At 60.2% G+C, this 18,197-nt stretch carries 19 protein-coding genes and 1 other RNA gene; 10 read left to right on the forward strand and 10 right to left on the reverse strand.

Translation table 11 applies throughout. From position 1 onward, the window contains the following. The 6 genes from ACA075_RS29080 to ACA075_RS29105 form a co-directional block, all read right to left on the reverse strand. Positions 1-1,005, reverse strand: a complete 1,005-nt coding sequence (locus tag ACA075_RS29080; protein WP_497296558.1) for an extracellular solute-binding protein — start codon at positions 1,003-1,005, stop codon at positions 1-3. A gap of 246 nt (positions 1,006-1,251) precedes the next feature. Further along, positions 1,252-2,469 carry a 2-octaprenyl-3-methyl-6-methoxy-1,4-benzoquinol hydroxylase gene (locus ACA075_RS29085; protein ID WP_497299349.1) on the reverse strand — a complete coding sequence of 406 codons (1,218 nt, stop codon included), beginning with the start codon at positions 2,467-2,469 and terminating at the stop codon, positions 1,252-1,254. A gap of 9 nt (positions 2,470-2,478) precedes the next feature. Then, positions 2,479-2,964 (reverse strand): DUF4442 domain-containing protein, encoded by a 486-nt coding sequence (locus tag ACA075_RS29090; RefSeq protein WP_497296559.1) that lies wholly within the window; start codon positions 2,962-2,964, stop codon positions 2,479-2,481. Continuing rightward, on the reverse strand, positions 2,957-4,144 hold the full coding sequence (ubiH, locus tag ACA075_RS29095) for a 2-octaprenyl-6-methoxyphenyl hydroxylase (RefSeq protein ID WP_497296560.1): 1,188 nt from the start codon (positions 4,142-4,144) through the stop codon (positions 2,957-2,959). Before ubiH ends, ACA075_RS29090 begins: the two co-directional genes overlap by 8 nt. Further along, complete coding sequence (gene pepP, locus ACA075_RS29100; RefSeq protein WP_497296562.1) at positions 4,141-5,475, reverse strand: Xaa-Pro aminopeptidase; 1,335 nt, start codon at positions 5,473-5,475, stop codon at positions 4,141-4,143. The genes ubiH and pepP overlap by 4 nt, the downstream gene beginning before the upstream one ends. A 27-nt stretch (positions 5,476-5,502) precedes the next feature. Then, on the reverse strand, positions 5,503-6,063 hold the full coding sequence (locus ACA075_RS29105) for a YecA/YgfB family protein (RefSeq protein ID WP_497296563.1): 561 nt from the start codon (positions 6,061-6,063) through the stop codon (positions 5,503-5,505). Between the two features lie 129 nt (positions 6,064-6,192). Here ACA075_RS29105 and ACA075_RS29110 point away from each other — a divergent pair, with 129 nt between their 5' ends. From ACA075_RS29110 to ACA075_RS29125, 4 genes are all read left to right on the forward strand, one after another. Continuing rightward, positions 6,193-6,402 (forward strand): TIGR02449 family protein, encoded by a 210-nt coding sequence (locus ACA075_RS29110; RefSeq protein WP_007942437.1) that lies wholly within the window; start codon positions 6,193-6,195, stop codon positions 6,400-6,402. Further along, positions 6,399-6,716 (forward strand): cell division protein ZapA, encoded by a 318-nt coding sequence (locus tag ACA075_RS29115; protein WP_007942435.1) that lies wholly within the window; start codon positions 6,399-6,401, stop codon positions 6,714-6,716. Before ACA075_RS29110 ends, ACA075_RS29115 begins: the two co-directional genes overlap by 4 nt. A 30-nt stretch (positions 6,717-6,746) precedes the next feature. Then, a non-coding RNA gene (gene ssrS / locus ACA075_RS29120) (6S RNA) lies at positions 6,747-6,925 on the forward strand. An 86-nt stretch (positions 6,926-7,011) separates the two neighbouring features. Beyond that, entirely contained in the window at positions 7,012-7,617 is a 606-nt protein-coding gene (locus tag ACA075_RS29125) for a 5-formyltetrahydrofolate cyclo-ligase (protein WP_046045124.1), read from the forward strand. A gap of 35 nt (positions 7,618-7,652) precedes the next feature. Here ACA075_RS29125 and ACA075_RS29130 read toward each other — a convergent pair whose 3' ends face one another. Continuing rightward, positions 7,653-7,805 carry a hypothetical protein gene (locus ACA075_RS29130; RefSeq protein ID WP_007942433.1) on the reverse strand — a complete coding sequence of 51 codons (153 nt, stop codon included), beginning with the start codon at positions 7,803-7,805 and terminating at the stop codon, positions 7,653-7,655. A 201-nt stretch (positions 7,806-8,006) separates the two neighbouring features. Here ACA075_RS29130 and ACA075_RS29135 point away from each other — a divergent pair, with 201 nt between their 5' ends. From ACA075_RS29135 to ACA075_RS29150, 4 genes are all read left to right on the forward strand, one after another. Further along, a complete protein-coding gene (locus ACA075_RS29135; protein ID WP_497296564.1) occupies positions 8,007-8,456 on the forward strand; it encodes an EVE domain-containing protein in 450 nt (149 codons plus the stop codon). A gap of 122 nt (positions 8,457-8,578) precedes the next feature. Then, positions 8,579-9,544, forward strand: coding sequence for an HlyD family secretion protein (locus ACA075_RS29140; RefSeq protein ID WP_497296565.1), 966 nt, complete (start codon positions 8,579-8,581; stop codon positions 9,542-9,544). Then, positions 9,541-12,264: a ribosome-associated ATPase/putative transporter RbbA gene (gene rbbA, locus ACA075_RS29145; RefSeq protein WP_497296566.1), complete on the forward strand. Its 2,724-nt coding sequence runs from the start codon at positions 9,541-9,543 to the stop codon at positions 12,262-12,264. The genes ACA075_RS29140 and rbbA overlap by 4 nt, the downstream gene beginning before the upstream one ends. Beyond that, the gene (locus ACA075_RS29150; protein ID WP_497296567.1) at positions 12,264-13,382 is read left to right on the forward strand and encodes an ABC transporter permease; all 1,119 of its coding nucleotides are present in this window, start codon (positions 12,264-12,266) and stop codon (positions 13,380-13,382) included. Before rbbA ends, ACA075_RS29150 begins: the two co-directional genes overlap by 1 nt. Positions 13,383-13,472: 90 nt before the next feature. Here the strand turns inward: ACA075_RS29150 and ACA075_RS29155 are convergent, their stop codons facing one another. Next, positions 13,473-13,880, reverse strand: coding sequence for a flagellar basal body-associated protein FliL (locus tag ACA075_RS29155; protein ID WP_109635761.1), 408 nt, complete (start codon positions 13,878-13,880; stop codon positions 13,473-13,475). 150 nt (positions 13,881-14,030) lie between these two features. Between ACA075_RS29155 and ACA075_RS29160 the strand changes: the two genes are divergently transcribed. Beyond that, on the forward strand, positions 14,031-15,008 hold the full coding sequence (locus tag ACA075_RS29160) for an NADPH:quinone oxidoreductase family protein (protein ID WP_497296569.1): 978 nt from the start codon (positions 14,031-14,033) through the stop codon (positions 15,006-15,008). A 48-nt stretch (positions 15,009-15,056) separates the two neighbouring features. Here ACA075_RS29160 and ACA075_RS29165 read toward each other — a convergent pair whose 3' ends face one another. Next, positions 15,057-15,671, reverse strand: a complete 615-nt coding sequence (locus ACA075_RS29165; RefSeq protein WP_497296570.1) for an energy transducer TonB — start codon at positions 15,669-15,671, stop codon at positions 15,057-15,059. A 327-nt stretch (positions 15,672-15,998) separates the two neighbouring features. Here ACA075_RS29165 and glpT point away from each other — a divergent pair, with 327 nt between their 5' ends. Beyond that, positions 15,999-17,351 carry a glycerol-3-phosphate transporter gene (glpT, locus tag ACA075_RS29170; RefSeq protein ID WP_497296572.1) on the forward strand — a complete coding sequence of 451 codons (1,353 nt, stop codon included), beginning with the start codon at positions 15,999-16,001 and terminating at the stop codon, positions 17,349-17,351. On the opposite strand, the gene ACA075_RS29175 is transcribed toward glpT, so the two are convergent. After that, a complete protein-coding gene (locus ACA075_RS29175) occupies positions 17,324-17,995 on the reverse strand; it encodes a gamma-glutamylcyclotransferase (protein ID WP_497296574.1) in 672 nt (223 codons plus the stop codon). The genes glpT and ACA075_RS29175 overlap by 28 nt on opposite strands. Between the last annotated feature and the right edge of the window lie 202 nt (positions 17,996-18,197).

Genomic DNA, 18,197 nt, shown 5'->3' on the forward strand with positions numbered 1-18,197 from the left:
TCAGTTCCAGCCCGCCCGATCCATCATCCGAATCGCTTCAGCCTGACGCTTGCCGGCAATTTCCACCGGCAGCGTATCAGCCACAAACTTGCCCCAACTCGCCACTTCCGCAGACGGTTGAACCTCAGGGTTGGCCGGGAACTCCTGGTTCACGTCAGCGAAGATCTTCTGCGCTTCAGGCGTCGTCATCCACTCAACCAGGGCTTTGGCGGCTTCCGGGTGTGGTGCATGCTTGGTCAGGCCGATGCCCGACAGATTGACGTGCACGCCACGGTCGCCCTGGTTCGGCCAGAATAGCTTCACCGCCAGGTCGGGTTTCTGCTTGTGCAGGCGGCCGTAGTAGTAAGTGTTGACGATGCCCACGTCGCATTGGCCGGCATTGATCGCTTCCAGCACCGCGATGTCATCGGAGAACACATCGGTGGACAGGTTGTTGACCCAACCCTTGAGGATCTTCTCGGTTTTGTCAGCGCCATGCACTTCGATCATGGTGGCCGTCAGGGACTGGTTGTAGACCTTCTTCGCCGTGCGCAGGCACAGGCGGCCTTCCCAGTTTTTATCGGCCAGACCTTCGTAAGTGGTCAGCTCGCCCGGCTTCACCCGCTCGGTGGAGTAGGCGATGGTCCGCGCCCGCAGGCTCAGGCCAGTCCAGGCGTGAGCCGAGGAGCGGTATTGCAGCGGAATGTTGGCGTCGATCACCTTGGAGGTGAACGGTTGCAGGATGCCCATCTGCTCGGCCTGCCAAAGGTTGCCGGCATCGACAGTCAGCAGCAGGTCGGCGGTGGCGTTCTCGCCCTCGGCCTTGATCCGCTGCATCAACGGCGCTTCCTTGTCGGTGATGAATTTCACCTGCACACCGGTTTTCGCGGTGTAGGCATCGAAGACCGGCTTGATCAGCTCGTCGATACGCGAGGAGTAAACCACCACCTCGTCGGCGGCCTGGGCAGCGGTGGTGCCGATCAGGGTCAGGGCGAGTGCGGTCAGTAGACGCTTCGGTGCCAACATGGGAGCGGTCTCTCGATTGGAAAAGTGAGGGCAAATGATAAGGACTCACATTTACCATCTCAATCGATCAGTTGGCGGAGGAGTTACCAGATGTTGCACCGTTGGAATTTGCGGTGAATGTTCCGGCCTCATCGCGAGCAGGCTCGCTCCCACAGGGATCTCCAGCGTTCACAAATAATGTGTGATGAACTGAGCCCTTGTGGGAGCGAGCCTGCTCGCGATGAGGCATCAGCCACAACGAAGATGTCAGGCCTTGGCCAACGCTGGCAAATCCCCAATCAACCCCAGCGCTTCCCGCACAAACAACGCCTTGGCTTCCGGCATCTGGTCGACCATCTTCAACCCGGCATTACGCAACCAGCGCACCGGCAACGGATCCGCCTGGAACAAACGCTCAAAGCCTTCCATCGCCGCCATCAGCGCCAGGTTGTGCGGCATGCGCCGACGCTCGTAACGACTGAGCACCTTCACATCCGCCAACCGCTCACCGCGCTCCGCCGCCTGCAGCAACACTTCGGCCAGCACGGCGGCATCGAGGAAACCGAGGTTGACGCCCTGCCCGGCCAGCGGATGGATGGTGTGCGCCGCATCGCCGATCAGCGCCAGGCCTTCTGCCACATAACGCTTGGCATGGCGCTGGCGCAGTGGCACGCACAGACGCGGGTCGGCGCTGAGTACCGTGCCGAGCCGGCCTTCAAAGGCACGTTCCAATTCGAGACAGAAACCGCCATCGTCCAGCGCCATCAGCCGTTCGGCTTCGCTCGGCGTGGTCGACCAGACGATCGAACACCAATCTTGCTGACCATCGCGCTCCAACGGCAGAAACGCCAATGGACCGTTGTCGGTGAAGCGCTGCCACGCGGTCATTTGATGAGGTTTGGAGCTGCGCACGCTGGTAACGATCGCATGGTGCAGATAGTCCCACTCGCGCGTCGCCACGCCGGTCAGGCGCCGGACCGCCGAGTTGGCGCCATCCGCCGCAATCACCAGGGGCGCACGCAAGGTACGGCCATCGGCCAGGGTCAGCAGCCAGTCATCGCCGGAGCGGCGCATCTGCTCCAGGCGCGCATTGGCCAGCATCCCGAGGTCGCAGTCGTGCAGACGATCCAGCAAGGCATCCTGAACCACGCGGTTCTCGACGATATGGCCCAGCACGTCGGCATGCACACTGGCGGCCGAGAAACGGATCTGCCCGGTGCCGCTGCCGTCCCAGACCTGCATCTCGGTGTATGGGCTGCTGCGCCGGTCGGCGATGCCTTCCCACACGCCCAGGCGCTCAAGAATTCGCTGGCTGGCCGCCGACAAGGCGCTCACCCGAGGTTCGAACGGCGCCTGGGCATCGAAGGGTTTGACGCTCATCGGACTGCCGTCCAGCAGCAGAACTTCCAGCCCGCTGTCCTGCAACGCCAGCGCCAGGGCGCTGCCGACCATTCCGGCCCCGACAATCAGCAGATCTGCGCGCATTTCCATGCTTTAAGCCTGTCTCGCTTGCGGTTTGAGCCGCACGTAAAGGGTTTTCTGCACCCGCGCCACCAGGGCGCCGGCACCGTCATGAATATCGACCTGCAACTGCGGCAGGTATTTTTCGCCATTCGCCGTCTGTCGGCGGATCTCGTCGAGCAAGGTCTCGTCGATGCTGAAGCGGGCAAACACCGGGCCTTTACCTGGCGCGATGAAATCGATGTCAGCGGCCTTGTCCCAGACGATGAACCGGCGACCGAGGTTTTCCATCAGCATCAGCATGTAGAACGGGTCGACCATCGAATACAGGCTGCCGCCAAACTGGGTACCGACGTAATTGCGGTTGTACCAACTCAGGCCCATGGACACTTGAATGTCCCGGAAGTCATCGCTGATGTGTCGCACCCGAACCCCGGCGCCGAGGTACGGCGGGTAGAACGACATGAACCAACGCATCAACCGCGCTTTGCCGAATGTGTCAGTCAGCCACTTAAGCATCAGGACGCGTACCCAGGCCCATGGCTTGCCGGGCGAACCAGCGCTTGGCCGGCGGCAGCAGATCGAGACCGAGCAGGCCAATGTTGCGGCCCAGCGAAACCAGTGGCTGCGTGCTGCCGAACAAACGGGTCACCTGATCGGAGAACCCCACGGTCAGGTTCTGATCCATGCGCTGACGCTCGCGATAAGCCTGCAAGGTCGCGAAGTCACCGGGCGATGTGTCGCTTGCCAGCAGCGCATCGGCCAAGGCCTGGGCATCGCGCAGCGACAGGTTGAAACCCTGGCCGGCAATCGGGTGCAGGCTGTGGGCGGCGTTGCCAAGAATCGCCAGGTGCGAACGCACTTGCTCTTCGGCTTCGATCAACGTCAACGGGTACAGATGCCGCGCGCCCACCTGTTTCAAGGTGCCAAGGCGATAACCGAACACGCCCTGCAACTCGCTGAGGAAGCTGCGTTCATCCAACGCCGCCAGTCGTTGCGCGTCCATCCCCAATCGGGTCCAGACCAGGGCGCAGCGGTTGTCCGGCAGCGGCAACAACGCCATCGGGCCGTCGTCGGTGAAGCGCTCGAAGGCCATGCCGTTGTGGGCTTCGCTCGGGGTTATGTTGGCGATCAGCGCACTCTGGTTGTACGGACGCTTTTTGATGCCGATGCCCAATTGCTCGCGCAGGCCGGATCGGCCGCCATCAGCGAGCACTGCAAGGTCGCATTCGAGAGTGGTTTCATCGTTGAGGGTCAGGCGATAACCATCGGTCAGCGGCTCCATGCGCGTAACTTCCGCCGGGCAGCGCCTACTGATCACATCCTTGTCCAGGCCCTGCCAGAGGCATTGGCCGAGCCAGGCGTTTTCCACCACATACCCCAGCGCCGGAACGCCCTCTTCCATCGCTGACAAACGTGCGGTGGAAAAACGTCCACGGTCGGAGACATGAATCTGCTTGATCGGCTCGGCGCGGCGGGAGATTTCCTGCCACACGCCCAACCGTTGATAAATCTGTTTGGCACCGTAGGACAGCGCCGAAGAACGAGCGTCATAGCTCGGCTGATACGTATCGCCGGGGGCAAACGGTTCGATCAGCACGATCTTCCAGCCGCGCGCCTTGGCCCCGGCCTGCAACGCCAATGCAAGGCTGGCGCCCACCAGACCACCACCGATAATGGCTAGATTGACTCGACTCATGCGGCTTGTGTCCGCGCGGCGGCCATCAAGGCCTCGATCTCGGCGACCGTTTTCGGCACGCCTTGGGTCAGGATTTCACAACCGTTTTTGGTGACCACCACGTCGTCCTCGATGCGCACGCCAATGCCGCGCCATTTCTTCGCTACGTTCTGGTTGTCCGGGGCAATGTAGATGCCCGGCTCCACAGTGAGCGCCATGCCGACTTCCAGCACCCGCCATTCGCCGCCGACCTTGTATTCGCCGACGTCATGCACATCCATGCCCAGCCAATGGCCGGCGCGATGCATGTAAAACGCTTTATAGGCTTCGCTGGCGATCAACTCGTCGACGGCGCCCTGCAACAGGCCCAACTTCACCAGACCGGTGGTAATCACCCGGACCGTGGCTTCGTGCGCCTGATTCCAGTGTTTGTTCGGGGCGATTTCGGCGAAGGCGGCTTCTTGCGACGCCAGCACCAGTTCGTAAATCGCTTTCTGCTCCGCTGAATACTTGCCGTTGACCGGCCAGGTGCGGGTGATGTCGCTGGCGTAGCAGTCGATCTCGCAACCGGCATCGATCAACACCAGGTCGCCGTCCTTGAGCACGGCGTCATTCTGCTGGTAATGCAGGATGCAGCTGTTGCGCCCGGCGGCGACGATCGAACCGTAGGCCGGCATCTTCGCCCCGCCCTTGCGGAACTCGTAATCGAGTTCGGCTTCGAGGCTGAACTCATGCAGCCCGGCCCGACTGGCCTGCATCGCCCGGATATGCGCCTGAGCGGAAATCCGCGCGGCTTCGCGCATCACTTTCACTTCTGCCGCCGATTTATACAGGCGCATGTCGTGCAGCAGATGATCCAGGGCAACGTATTCGTTCGGCGGCTGGGCGCCGAGGTGCGCTTTAGAGCGGATCACGTTGATCCACTCCATCAGGTGCCGGTCAAATTCCGGGTTGCTGCCCATGGCCGAATACACCCGGTCGCGACCTTCGATCAGGCCCGGCAGGATGTCGTCGATGTCGGTGATGGGAAACGCGTCGTCGGCGCCGAAGTCGCGGATCGCGCCTTCCTGGCCGGCGCGCAGGCCGTCCCACAGTTCGCGCTCGGCGTTGCGTTCACGGCAGAACAGAATGTACTCGCCATGTTCGCGACCGGGCATCAGCACGATGACGGCTTGCGGTTCGGGGAAACCGCTCAGGTACTGGAAATCGCTGTCCTGGCGGTAAACGTGCTCGACGTCACGGTTGCGAATGGCCACCGCGGCGGCGGGCAGGATCGCGATACTGTTGGGTTCCATCTGCGCCATCAGGGCCTTGCGGCGACGGCTGTATTCCGATTTCGGGATATGAATCATGGGCAGATGGCGTTCCCTGGCAAACGATTAATGCAGCGACGGTTTGGCGGCGGCCGGCTCGGCAGGTTTCTTGGTTTCGGTGAACAGCAGCAGCGGCGCGACGCGCAGGTACTCCATGACTTCCATGTAGTCGCTTTCGCCGTCTTCGGACTCTTCCAGGGCGTCTTGCACCTGGGAAATGGCGGCCAGATCCTGCAACACTTCGGTGGCTTCGGTGCTCAGCATGCTGCTGTCACGGCAGTTCAGGCCGAAACCGCTGAGGAAGCCCTGGCACCATTGGCCCAGTGCCGCGGCACGGTCAGCCAGTGGTGCGTCATCGGTCGGCAGCAACAGAACCACGGTGACGTCGTCGCCGGTGAGCTCGCCCTTGACCATCTCCTGCAAGCCGATCAAGGCGTTGCGGACATTATCCTGGGGCTCGGTTTCGAGCAGCTCGGCGGCATCGATCAACCACTCTTCTGCATTGAAGCCGGCACCGGCGCAACTGCGGCCGAGCAGCAGGCCATGCAGTTCGGCAGGCGAGACGTTATGACCGCTGGAAGTCAGCAGGGTGGCGAAGGCTTGGTACGGGGAATTCTGAATGGGCATGGGCAGCTAGGCGCCAGACGGCGCTATGTCTAGAATGAAGGCCTTGTATCCTACATCGACAGACTCGCCAAGACTATTAAAGGCTGTCCGCCCGTTACCTCCCCATCAGACACGAGCCCAGTGGACATAATGGAAGACACCGACCTGCAAGCGCTGATGGCCAGACTCGAACTGCTAATTAGTCGAGTCGAGCAACTTAAGAGTCAAAACGGACTCCTATTAGCTCAGGAAAAAACCTGGCGCGAGGAACGCGCTCACCTCATTGAAAAGAACGAAATCGCCCGGCGTAAGGTCGAATCAATGATTTCGCGCCTCAAGGCCCTGGAGCAAGACTCATGAGTTCAAGCAATAGCGTTACCGTGCAGATCCTCGATAAAGAGTATTCGATCATCTGCCCCCAGGAAGAGCGCAGCAACCTGGTGAGCGCCGCCCGTTACCTGGACGGGAAGATGCGCGAAATCCGCAGCAGCGGCAAAGTCATCGGTGCCGACCGCATCGCCGTGATGGCAGCGCTGAACATCACGCACGATCTTCTGCACAAGGAAGAACGCCCGGATGTGCAGGCCAGCGGCTCGACTCGCGAGCAGGTTCGCGACCTGCTGGATCGCGTCGATCTGGTGCTCGCCACCGATCCGGACGTCACCAAGGGCTGAAACACGAAACCGCTTGGGGTATACTCGCATCACTCCCTGGGGTGCTTGCCAGTTGACCACGTCCCTGAGCCGATTCGCACTACCCTGGAGGCTGCACGTTGGGCTGGTGTGCATGTCCGCTAGACGGAAAGCCTTAAAGCCTACTGCATCTTCCACCTTGAACTTTCGGGTTCAAGGGCTAAGTCAGCAGCGGTTCATCCGGGGAGCCTGATTCCAGTCCGATGCCGGTTTAAATACCGGCATCGGCTTTTTTACGGGTACGCTTTACGTATCCGTCCTGTCGAAGCCTGAATCCATGACCGAACCTGCGCTGCTGCCCCGCCCGCAACTTCGACGCATGCTGCGCAAGGCCCGCCGCGCACTGACCCCCAGTCAGCAACGCCAGGCGGCTCGTGGGCTCTACAAGCAATTGGCTCAGCAACCGCTGTTCCGCCGGGCAAAACACATTTCTCTTTATCTGCCCACCGACGGTGAAATCGACCCGCGTGTTTTGCTGCGTGCCGCTCAGCGTCGAGGCAAGGCAACGTATCTACCGGTGCTCAGTGCCTGGCCGCGGACCAAAATGGTGTTCCAGCGGATCCGTCCCGGCGAAAAACTCAAACCCAACCGCTTTCGTATTCTCGAACCCCGGCACAACCTCGCCCGCCAGCGCAAAGTCTGGGCGCTGGACCTGGTGTTGTTGCCATTGGTGGGATTTGACGACGTCGGCGGCCGCCTGGGAATGGGCGGCGGTTTCTACGATCGAAGTCTCGCCTACCTGGCGCGCAGAAAAAACTGGCGCAAACCGACGCTGCTGGGCCTGGCCCATGAATGTCAGAAAGTGGAACGTTTGGCTCAGGCGAGCTGGGATGTACCGTTGCAAGGAACGGTTACCGACAAGGCGTGGTATTTCGCAGGCTAGACGCCACTGGAGTCAGCGGCGTCCGAAAGACAGGCTCAGCGCTTGAAGGCCGACGGCTGTTGTTGCTGTGCAATTTCAATTGGCGCGTCAGTCTTGTTGTTCCACAGGCTTTGGGCATAGCCGGTGGTCACGACGCCGAGGCCAAACAAAATAACCAAAATCCATAGTAAATCCGGTTTGCGTTTCATCGATTGCCCCCCAAAGGCACATCAACACGATGACAGCAGCGGTTTCCGTTGTAGGTGTAGGCCGTGCAGCAGCGTCAAGCTTAGAAGGCCGGCATTTTGCGACAACGTGAACTGACACGCAAACGCTGGCGTCAACCGACTGTCGGTTTGTCATAAAATTGCCCGACAACTTGCCCACTCACCTCGCAAGGAGCAAAAACCATGGCCTATTGGCTAATGAAATCCGAGCCCGATGAACTCTCGATCAAAGACCTGGCGAAGCTTGGCAAAGCGCGCTGGGACGGGGTTCGCAACTATCAGGCGCGTAACTTTTTGCGGGCGATGGCCGTGGGCGATGAGTTTTTCTTCTATCACTCCAGCTGCCCGGAGCCCGGGATTGCCGGAATCGGAAAGATTGTTGAAGCGGCGTATCCGGACCCAACGGCGCTGGAGCCGGAAAGTCATTACTACGATCCAAAGGCCACGCCAGAGAAAAACGCCTGGAGCGCGATTGATGTTGCGCATGTCGAGACGTTTGCCAAGGTGTTGAAGTTGGATTATTTGAAGCAGCAGACGGCGTTGGCCGAGATGCCGCTGGTGCAGAAAGGCTCGCGACTGTCGGTGATGCCCGTTACCGCCGAGCAATGGTCTGCGGTGCTGGGCCTGCGCTGAAAAAAGCTGCACTGCCCGCCGCTCTGACCTGGATCGGTCAGGCGTGACACCCAGTTGACAGATATCAAGTCGGCCCGCCGCTTGCCTGTCAGACTACGACGCTACAGACGCAGGATGCCAACATGTCGATTCACAGCCGCTCTTCACTTTTTTTCGCCTTTTTACTGGGAGCTTTGCTGCTGGCCGCTGGGGGGTTTGGTTATTGGAAGTCGACCCTTAGCCGACTGCCCGAAGGGTTGTATGTCGGTAATGGTCGACTTGAAGCCACTGAAGTGCAGATCGCCAGCAAAACACCCGGCCGGCTGGCCGAAGTCCTGGTGGATGAAGGCGACAAGGTTACCAAGGGTCAACTGCTGGCACGCATGGACACCCGGACCCTTGAAGCCCAGCGCAACCAAGCTGAAGCCGAAGTGATACGCGCCCGGGAAAACCTCAATGCAGCCCAGGCCAATGTGCAACTGCGCCAGAGCGAGCAACGGCTTGCCCACCAAGAGCTCAACCGCTCCCAGGAATTGTTCAAGCGCGGTTTCTCCAGTGGCCAGATCATCGATCAACAGCAGTCGCGCTTCGACACCGGCAACGCGGCCGTCACCGCCGCCCGTGCGCAGGTGTCCGCCGTCGGCGCAGCCATTGGCGCGGCACAGGCACAAGTCGCTCAGTTGACCAGCGAAATTGACGACAGCAGCCTGCGGGCGCCCATTGACGGGGTGATTCAGCTGCGCATGGCCGAACCCGGCGAAGTCCTCGGTGCCGGTGGGCGGGTATTGTTGCTGATTGATCCCAACGATCAGTACATGAACCTCTATCTCGCCGCATCCGTCGTCGGACGCCTGGCGGTCGGTGATGAAGCGCGGATCCTGCTGGACGCCCTGCCCGGCCAGCCGTTGCCGGCAAAAATCAGCTTCGTGGCAGCCAAATCGCAGTTCACACCCAAAGAAGTCGAGACCCGCGACGAACGTCAGAAACTGGTGTTTCGGGTCAAGCTACGCCTGACCCAACCCAGCAGCGTGCCCCAGGCCAAACCGGGAATGCCCGGTAACGGCTACGTGCGCACCGCGCCCATTGGCTGGCCGGCCAATCTTCAATGACCGGCCTGGCGCTGCATGCCGAAGGCCTTCAGCACCGTTACGGCCAACAGCAGGTGCTGACCGACATCACGTTCAGCCTGCCTGCCGGCACCCGGTGCGGGTTGATCGGTCCGGACGGCGCGGGGAAATCCAGCCTGTTGGGATTGATCGCCGGCGTGAAGACGCTGCAAGACGGCCAACTGGACGTGCTCGGCGGCTCGATCAAGGACCGCCGCCACCGTAACAGCCTCTACTCGCGAATCGCGTTCATGCCTCAAGGCCTGGGCGGCAACCTGTATCCCGAGCTGTCGATCAGCGAGAACATTCACTTCTTCGCCACCTTGTTCGGGCTGTCCGGGGCCGAATGCGATCAGCGCATGCAAAGTCTGCTGCTCGCCACCGATCTCCTGCGATTTGCCGAGCGCCCGGCGGGCAAGTTATCGGGCGGGATGAAACAGAAGCTCGGCCTCTGTTGTGCGCTGATTCATGAACCCGACCTGCTGATCCTCGATGAACCGACCACCGGTGTCGATCCGTTGTCCCGGCGGCGCTTCTGGGAGTTGATTGATGACGTCCGCCGTCAACGCCCGCAATTGACGCTGCTGGTTGCCACCGCCTACATGGAAGAGGCCGAGCAATTCGAACACTGCCTGATGCTCGATGGCGGCAAACTGATCGCCGCCGGTTTGACCCGCGATCTCGCGGCGACGACCCCCAGCGGCAAGCTCGATGAAGCCTTTACCCACTTTCAGGGCGACACCGGCCGTGACAACCAGCCGCTGGTGATCCCTGCCCGGACCAACGCCACGGCCGACATTGCCATCGAAGCCCATGACCTGACCCTGCGCTTCGGCGATTTCACGGCGGTGGACAAGGTTAGCTTCGCCATCGGCCGCGGCGAGATCTTCGGGTTTCTGGGCTCCAATGGCTGCGGCAAAACCACCACCATGAAAGTGCTCACCGGGCTGATCCCGGCCAGCGAAGGCAGCGCCACGCTGCTGGGCAATCCAGTGAACGCCAAGGATCTGGCCACCCGCAAGCGCGTCGGGTTCATGTCCCAGAGCTTCTCGCTCTATGGCGAGCTCAGCGTGCGGCAGAATCTGGATTTGCACGCCCGGTTGTTCGATTTGCCCAAGGCCGAGAGCGCGCAACGCATCGACGAGTTGATCCAGCGCTTCAACCTGGGCAGCGTCGCTCATCAGCCGTCCGGAGCACTGCCACTGGGCCTGCGCCAACGGTTATCGCTGGCGGTGGCGGTGCTGCATCGCCCGGAAGTGCTAATCCTCGACGAACCGACCTCCGGCGTCGACCCGGCCGCACGGGATGATTTCTGGCGGCTGCTGATCGAATTGTCCCGCGAACAGGGCGTGACGATTTTCCTGTCCACACATTTCATGAACGAAGCCCAACGCTGCGACCGCATCTCGCTGATGCACGCCGGCAAGGTCCTGGCCTGCGACACCCCGGCAGCCCTGCAACGGCAGTTCAAAGGCCAGACACTGGAGGCGGCGTTCGTCACCTGCCTCGAGCAGGCCCAAGGCCCGATCGCGGCAGCAGCGCCGCCAGCACCCATCGACACGACGCTCGCGTCGGCCGCCCCAATGCAAGATCGCCGCTTCAGTTTTGGACGGTTGCGGGCGCTGGCGAGTCGTGAAAGCAAGGAGTTGCTGCGCGATAAAGTGCGCATGGCCTTTGCCCTGCTCGGGGCGATGTTCATGATGGTGATCTTCGGCTACGGCATTTCCCTGGATGTGGAAAAACTCGCCTTCGCGGTTTACGACCAGGACCAGACCCCACAAAGCCGGGCGTATCTGGAGGCTTTTCGCAGCTCCCGTTATTTCGATGAACAACCGCCCATCCGCGATGCAGCGCAATTGCATCGACGATTACAACGCTCGGAAATCAAACTAGCGCTAGAGATCCCGCCTGGATTCGGCCGGGACCTGTTCGCCGGTCGCCAACCGGCTGTCGCGGCCTGGTTCGATGGCGGTATGCCGTTTCGTGCCGAAACCAGCCGCAATTACGTGGAAGCGGTACACCAGGCCAACCTGGTGCAGTTGGCCGAGCAGTCCAGTCCCGCACTGAACCGACAAGCGGCAGCCAAACTTGAAACCCGCTTCCGTTACAACCAGGATGTCGTCAGCGTCAACGCCATCGGTCCCGGCGTGATGGCGCTGATCCTGGCGTTCATCCCGGCCATGCTGACGGCACTGGGCATCGTGCGGGAGAAAGAACTGGGCTCGATCACCAACTTCTACGCCACACCGCTGACGCGACTGGAGTTCCTGTTAGGTAAACAAGCGCCGTATCTGGCCATCAGCCTGATCAACCTCGCCATCCTGACAGCCATGAATCGCTGGTTGTTCGGCGTGCCCTTCAAAGGCAGCGCCCTGACCCTGGCCTTCGGCGGGCTGCTCTACGTGCTGGCGACCACCAGCATGGGCCTGTTGATTTCAGCGTTCACCCGAACCCAGATTGCCGCCATTCTCGGCACCATGATCATTACCAGTCTTCCGACCATTCAGTTTTCCGGCTTGATCGTGCCGCGCTCGTCCCTTGATGGCGCGGCCGCGGTCATGGGGATGCTGTTTCCGGCGGGTTACTTCCTCGATATTGCCGTTGGCACGTTTACCAAGGCCTTGGACATCCGACAGTTGTGGCCGCAATGCCTGGCACTGTTCGGGTTCTTCCTGGGGTTTACCGGCCTTAGCCTGGCCATGCTGAAAAAGCAGGAGGCCTGATGCACAAGCTTGCGCACATCCTGCGTCTTGGCCTCAAGGAACTCACAAGCCTGCGACACGACAGCGTGTTGCTGCTGTTCCTGTTCTATGCCTTCACCGTCGCGATCTACATGCCGGCCGCCGGCTCGGTGATCGGCGTGCACAACGCCAGCGTGGCCATGGTCGATGAAGATCACAGCCACCTGTCACGACAATTGGCGCAAGCCCTGCAGCCGCCGGAATTCCAGCCGCCGGTCTCGCTGCCCTATGAACAACTGGACGACGTGCTGGACAGCGGGCGATTCACTTTCGTGATCAATGTCCCGGCGAATTTCCAGGCGGATCTGTTGGCTGGCCGCCAGCCGGCGGTGCAGGTGAACGTCGACGCCACCGCCATGAGCCAGGCATTCATGGGGGCGGGCTACATCGGACGGATTTTCCAGCGCGAATTGCTGACCTACAGTGGCCAGGGCGATGCGGCGAGCAAAGCCCCCGTGCTGTTGACCACCCGAGCGCTGTTCAATACCAACCTGGAGGGCGGCTGGTTCCTGGCGGTGATTCAAATCGTCAACAACATCACCATCCTCGCCATCATCCTGACCGGCACAGCGTTGCTGCGTGAGCGCGAACACGGCACCCTCGACCATTTGCTGGTGCTGCCCCTAACGGCGCTTGAAATCATGCTGGCGAAAATCTGGAGCAACATGCTGGTGGTGGTGCTGTGCACCTGGGTGTCGCTGGAGGTGATCGTCAAAGGTGCACTCGGCGTGCCGCTGGCCGGTTCCATGACCCTGTTCTTGCTGGTGACAGCCGTTTATCTGTTCGCCAGCACAGCGCTGGGAATATTCCTCGCGACCCTCGCCCGCTCGACACCGCAATTCGGCCTGCTGGCGATTCCGGTGATCATCCCGATGTTGCTGCTCTCCGGCGGCAGTACGCCGCTCGACAGCATGCCGCAATGGCTGCAATGGGTCATGCAGGGCTCGCCATCGACCCACTTCGTCAGCCTGAGTGCCGCGATCCTGTTTCGCGACGCGGGTATCAATGTGGTGTGGCCGGACTTGCTGGCATTGAGCGCCATTGGCCTGCTGTTTTTTAGCGTTGCGCTGATGCGGTTTCGCAAGAGCCTGGCGTCTTGAATCGCGGGCAAGCCGGTGCCCACAGGGTTCTGTGCAGGTCCTGTGGGAGCGGGCTTGCTCGCGAAGAAGCCGGCCCGGGCAGCGAGAGACTTACTGGATGATCAGGTTGTTGAACAACAAATCCTCAACCACCGGCTTGCCGGTTTCGTCGTTCATCACTTGCTGAGTCTGCTTCAAGGCTTCCTGACGCAGCTTTTCCTTGGCTTCAACGTTGCTCATCGCTTCGGTCGTCTGCTGGGCAAACAACGCCACCAGCTGATTACGGATCAACGGCTCATTGGCCTTCACCGCCTTGGTCGCCTCGTCACCGGTCACGCGCAAGGCCACATCGGCCTTGTAGACCTTGAGCTTCGGCGTACCGTCCAGCCCATAGTTGCCCACGAACGGCGGGCTCAGGGTGATGTAATTGACCTTCGGAGCTTCACCTTCTTTGGCTTCTTCGGCCATCGCTGCCACGGGCAGAGAGAGGGCCAGCAACAACATGATCCACGCTTTCACAATTCGCTCCTTATCCGGTTTGCGGCCTAGCATAACGACCCGCCGCTCAAGCACAAGCTTATGGCTGGCTATCAGGGTCGGGCATGCTCGTTGACCCATCGACTCACACACCTACACTTATCGGCCATCACTCACAAAGGAATAGCCCTGATGAAAGCCGTGCTGTGCAAAGCCTTCGGCCCCGCCGAATCGCTGGTGCTGGAAGACGTCGCCAGTCCTGTCGCGAAGAAGAATGAAATCCTGCTGGACGTGCATGCCGCCGGGGTGAATTTCCCGGACACGCTGATCATCGAGGGCAAATATCAGTTCAAGCCGCCCTTCCCGTTTTCCCCGGGTGGCGAAGCGGCCGGCGTGGTCAGTGCGGTGGGTGAAAAGGTCAGCCACCTCAAGGTCGGTGACCGGGTCATGGCCCTGACCGGCTGGGGCAGTTTCGCCGAACAGGTCGCCGTGCCGGGCTACAACGTGCTGCCGATCCCGCCCTCGATGGACTTCAACACTGCCGCGGCATTCAGCATGACCTACGGCACCTCGATGCACGCACTCAAGCAACGGGCCAATCTGCAACCGGGTGAAACACTGCTGGTGCTCGGCGCTTCCGGCGGTGTTGGCCTGGCCGCCGTGGAAATCGGCAAAGCCATGGGCGCCCGCGTGATCGCCGCCGCCAGCAGCGCCGAAAAACTGGCCGTGGCCAAGGCGGCCGGCGCCGATGAACTGATCAACTACAGCGAAACCAGCCTCAAGGACGAAATCAAACGCCTGACCGACGGCCAGGGCGCCGACGTGATCTACGACCCGGTGGGTGGCGATCTGTTCGACCAGGCCATCCGCGCCATCGCCTGGAATGGCCGCTTGCTGGTGGTCGGTTTCGCCAGTGGACGCATTCCGGAACTGCCGGTGAACCTGGCGCTGCTCAAGGGCGCGGCAGTGGTCGGCGTGTTCTGGGGTTCGTTTGCCCAACGTCAGCCGCAGGACAACGCGGCGAACTTCCAGCAATTGTTTGTCTGGTTTGCCGAGGGCAAGTTGAAGCCGTTGGTGTCGCAGGTGTATCCGCTGAGCAATGCGGCGCAGGCGATCAATGATCTTGGCCAGCGCAAGGCGGTCGGGAAAGTGGTGGTACAGGTTCGCTGAGCCTGAAGAAGCGGTCCGGATTGTCCGGGCCGCTTTTTTTGCGTTGGGCTAAATCAATTTCCGGATATCTTCCGGCAGCAAGCTCATGTACTTGCGAACCGGACTCGCCCGACAATCCCTGACAATTTTCGGCACGCGCTTATTGAGCTTGGCAATCAATGCCAGGCGCTCCTCATTCTGTAACTGCGTCGTATAAATCACGTTCGACAAATAAGCACGCGTGTAGTCAAACACCGCTGAATCAACCCACGCGTACTCCGGAAAATCGGCCAACGCCTCATTGATGTCACGGCACCTCAATTGCTTGAGCCACTTGTTAGTGTGAATGGGCGTATCCAGATCCAATCTGAAAACCATTGGGGCCGTCACTTCCTGTTCAGCAGGTATGTCGCCTTCGACCGTCCACGGCTTGAAGCGCCACTGCGTGATCGCCTTCCGGGCCGCTTCAGCCAGATCGGGATGGTCGCTTTGCAGAATGCTCACGTTGTTGACCGCACCATCGGCATATACGATGAATCTGACCCTGACTTCCCCCGTGACCCCGGCCCTGAACAGCTCTCTCGGGTAAATCGGCTTCGGATTGTTTTCAGGGATCAAAAACACCTCCCCTGCCCAGGCACCCACGGCCCCAACCACCCACAGTACAAACACCAACCACCGCATAGTCCCTCCCCTTCACCACTGAAATGCCAATCCCGACACCAGCACAAAGGTTAAGACCCAGCGGCCCGAAACAGAACGCCGCGACTTCCTGTTCGGTCGAAGGACATTTCCCAAAGCCCCGTCCTACCCGGGACTGAAATGCGTCATCAATGACCACTCGGGACGTTTCCCACAACGCCCTTCACTTATACCTGTGCGACATGTTCATAAAGGAACACACGATCTCCCATATTTCCGCTGTTTGGTCGATGCGAACCGGTGCTATTTTCGGTAACGAAACTGTAACATTCGCATCCGCAGTCAAAACAAGAAATCTGGAGCTCTTGAATGTTTGCTTTCTTTCGTCCTGCCGCACATCAGGCTCCATTGCCTGAAGAAAAAATAGACGACACCTATAAACGCCTTCGCTGGCAGATCTTCGCCGGGATTTTCATCGGGTATGCGGGTTACTACCTGCTGCGCAAGAACTTCACCCTGGCGTTCCCCGATCTGATTGCCCAAGGCTATTCGAAGGGTCAACTGGGTGTGGCCATGTCGGCGATTGCCATCGCCTACGGTCTGTCCAAGTTTCTGATGGGCATCGTGTCCGACCGCTCCAACCCGCGTTACTTCCTGCCCTTCGGCCTGGTGGTCTCTGCCGGGGTGATGTTCGTGTTCGGTTTCGCACCGTGGGCGACGTCGAGCGTGACCATGATGTTCATCTTGTTGTTCATCAACGGCTGGGCGCAAGGCATGGGTTGGCCGCCAAGTGGCCGCACCATGGTGCACTGGTGGTCACAGAAAGAACGCGGTCAGGTGGTATCGGTCTGGAACACCGCGCATAACGTCGGCGGTGGTTTGATCGGCCCGCTGGCGATTCTCGGCATGGGCTGGTTCAACGACTGGCACAGCAAGTTCTACGTCCCGGCCGCCGTGGCGCTGCTGGTCGCCGTCTTTGCATTCATCGTGATGCGCGACACGCCGCAATCGACCGGCCTGCCGCCGATCGAGAAGTACAAGAACGACTACCCGGAAGGCTACGACGCCAGCCACGAAGAAGAATTCAGCGCCAAGGACATCTTCGTCAAATACGTGCTGCGCAACAAAATGCTCTGGTTCATCGCCCTGGCCAACGTCTTCGTCTACTTGCTGCGCTACGGCATCCTGGACTGGGCACCGACTTACCTTAAAGAGGTCAAGCACTTCGACTTCGACAAGAGTTCGTGGGCGTATTTCCTCTATGAGTGGGCCGGCATTCCGGGCACGTTGCTGTGCGGCTGGATGTCGGACAAGGTTTTCCGTGGCAACCGTGGCCTGACCGGCATGGTGTTCATGGCATTGGTAACCGTTGCGACGATCGTGTACTGGCTGAATCCACCGGGCAACCCGATGGTCGACATGATCTCGCTGTTCGCGATCGGCTTCCTGATCTACGGTCCGGTAATGCTGGTGGGCTTGCAAGCGCTGGAACTGGTGCCGAAGAAGGCCGCCGGTACCGCCGCGGGCTTTACCGGTCTGTTCGGTTACTTGGGCGGGTCAGTCGCGGCGAGTGCGCTGATGGGCTACACCGTGGACTATTTCGGTTGGGATGGCGGCTTCATCCTGTTGGTAGCCGCCTGCTTGCTGGCAATGGCATTCCTGGCCCCCACGCTGGGGCACAAGCAAATCGCCAGTCAGACCCGCGAAGAAGCGATCGCCTGATCAGCCTTTGATTTGCAGCGCTTGAGCCGCGCCTCCAGATTCCGGTCTGGCATGGCGTGGCTACGCAGGGCGTTGGCGGTCTGCTCGACATAATCGCGAGTGGTGCCGTAACGCCCGCAAGCGTTTTCGAACACGTGGCTCAGCACATGATCTGGCAAGTTGCCGGCATAGCTGGGCAAGTGCCGCTCCAATACAAACCCCAATGCCTGAACCTGGCTTCCGTCTTCGAGACGGCAGTTGAGCCAGTGTGGGCGATAGGATGGAAAGGGCATTTCGCGCTGCCAAAGCGCATAAAGCGAGGCGTCCAATTGTTCTTCGGGCAAACGATAAGCAAAGCCGCTGCAAGACCCGCCGCGATCCAGGCCAAAGACCAAGCCAGGGACTTCCGGCGTGCCGCGATGTTCGTGGGACCACAGGTACAAGCCGCGATGGTAGCCATGCACTCGACCGCGCACGCGTTCCACCGCCGCACATTCAGGGCGCCAGATCAGCGAACCATAAGCGAACAACCAGACTGGCCCGCCCTTGTGACGCGCCATGGTCGACTGCATCGAGCTGAGCAATTGTTCATGCGTAAGCTGCGGCCCCAGATCGAGCCGCGGAGGGTAAGCCAGATTCAAAAATGCAGATTCAATGGCACTCATGGCGAATAGCGTTCAGCTCCCCGCGGATAAAGAATTACTTAATAGAACGCACCGCTGTAACAATAAGGCACATATGTTTTAAGGCAATTTAAGTGCCATGGCACAGTTCTTAAATAATGACCTTGCTGGATATAACCTACCGGTATTTATATAAATCTATAAATACCGATCAGCTATATGGGGAGTTATAACGACCAAGATC

The sequence above is a fragment of the Pseudomonas sp. LBUM1663 genome (assembly GCF_059695905.1).

Bases quoted from the DNA above. Each gene is read 5' to 3' on its own strand.
- ACA075_RS29080 (WP_497296558.1), bottom strand. From the start codon at position 1,005: ATGTTGGCACCGAAGCGTCTACTGACCGCACTCGCCCTGACCCTGATC.
- ACA075_RS29085 (WP_497299349.1), bottom strand. From the start codon at position 2,469: ATGCGCGCAGATCTGCTGATTGTCGGGGCCGGAATGGTCGGCAGCGCC.
- ACA075_RS29090 (WP_497296559.1), bottom strand. From the start codon at position 2,964: ATGCTTAAGTGGCTGACTGACACATTCGGCAAAGCGCGGTTGATGCGT.
- ubiH (WP_497296560.1), bottom strand. From the start codon at position 4,144: ATGAGTCGAGTCAATCTAGCCATTATCGGTGGTGGTCTGGTGGGCGCC.
- pepP (WP_497296562.1), bottom strand. From the start codon at position 5,475: ATGATTCATATCCCGAAATCGGAATACAGCCGTCGCCGCAAGGCCCTG.
- ACA075_RS29105 (WP_497296563.1), bottom strand. From the start codon at position 6,063: ATGCCCATTCAGAATTCCCCGTACCAAGCCTTCGCCACCCTGCTGACT.
- ACA075_RS29110 (WP_007942437.1), top strand. From the start codon at position 6,193: ATGGAAGACACCGACCTGCAAGCGCTGATGGCCAGACTCGAACTGCTA.
- ACA075_RS29115 (WP_007942435.1), top strand. From the start codon at position 6,399: ATGAGTTCAAGCAATAGCGTTACCGTGCAGATCCTCGATAAAGAGTAT.
- ACA075_RS29125 (WP_046045124.1), top strand. From the start codon at position 7,012: ATGACCGAACCTGCGCTGCTGCCCCGCCCGCAACTTCGACGCATGCTG.
- ACA075_RS29130 (WP_007942433.1), bottom strand. From the start codon at position 7,805: ATGAAACGCAAACCGGATTTACTATGGATTTTGGTTATTTTGTTTGGC.
- ACA075_RS29135 (WP_497296564.1), top strand. From the start codon at position 8,007: ATGGCCTATTGGCTAATGAAATCCGAGCCCGATGAACTCTCGATCAAA.
- ACA075_RS29140 (WP_497296565.1), top strand. From the start codon at position 8,579: ATGTCGATTCACAGCCGCTCTTCACTTTTTTTCGCCTTTTTACTGGGA.
- rbbA (WP_497296566.1), top strand. From the start codon at position 9,541: ATGACCGGCCTGGCGCTGCATGCCGAAGGCCTTCAGCACCGTTACGGC.
- ACA075_RS29150 (WP_497296567.1), top strand. From the start codon at position 12,264: ATGCACAAGCTTGCGCACATCCTGCGTCTTGGCCTCAAGGAACTCACA.
- ACA075_RS29160 (WP_497296569.1), top strand. From the start codon at position 14,031: ATGAAAGCCGTGCTGTGCAAAGCCTTCGGCCCCGCCGAATCGCTGGTG.
- ACA075_RS29165 (WP_497296570.1), bottom strand. From the start codon at position 15,671: ATGCGGTGGTTGGTGTTTGTACTGTGGGTGGTTGGGGCCGTGGGTGCC.
- glpT (WP_497296572.1), top strand. From the start codon at position 15,999: ATGTTTGCTTTCTTTCGTCCTGCCGCACATCAGGCTCCATTGCCTGAA.
- ACA075_RS29175 (WP_497296574.1), bottom strand. From the start codon at position 17,995: ATGAGTGCCATTGAATCTGCATTTTTGAATCTGGCTTACCCTCCGCGG.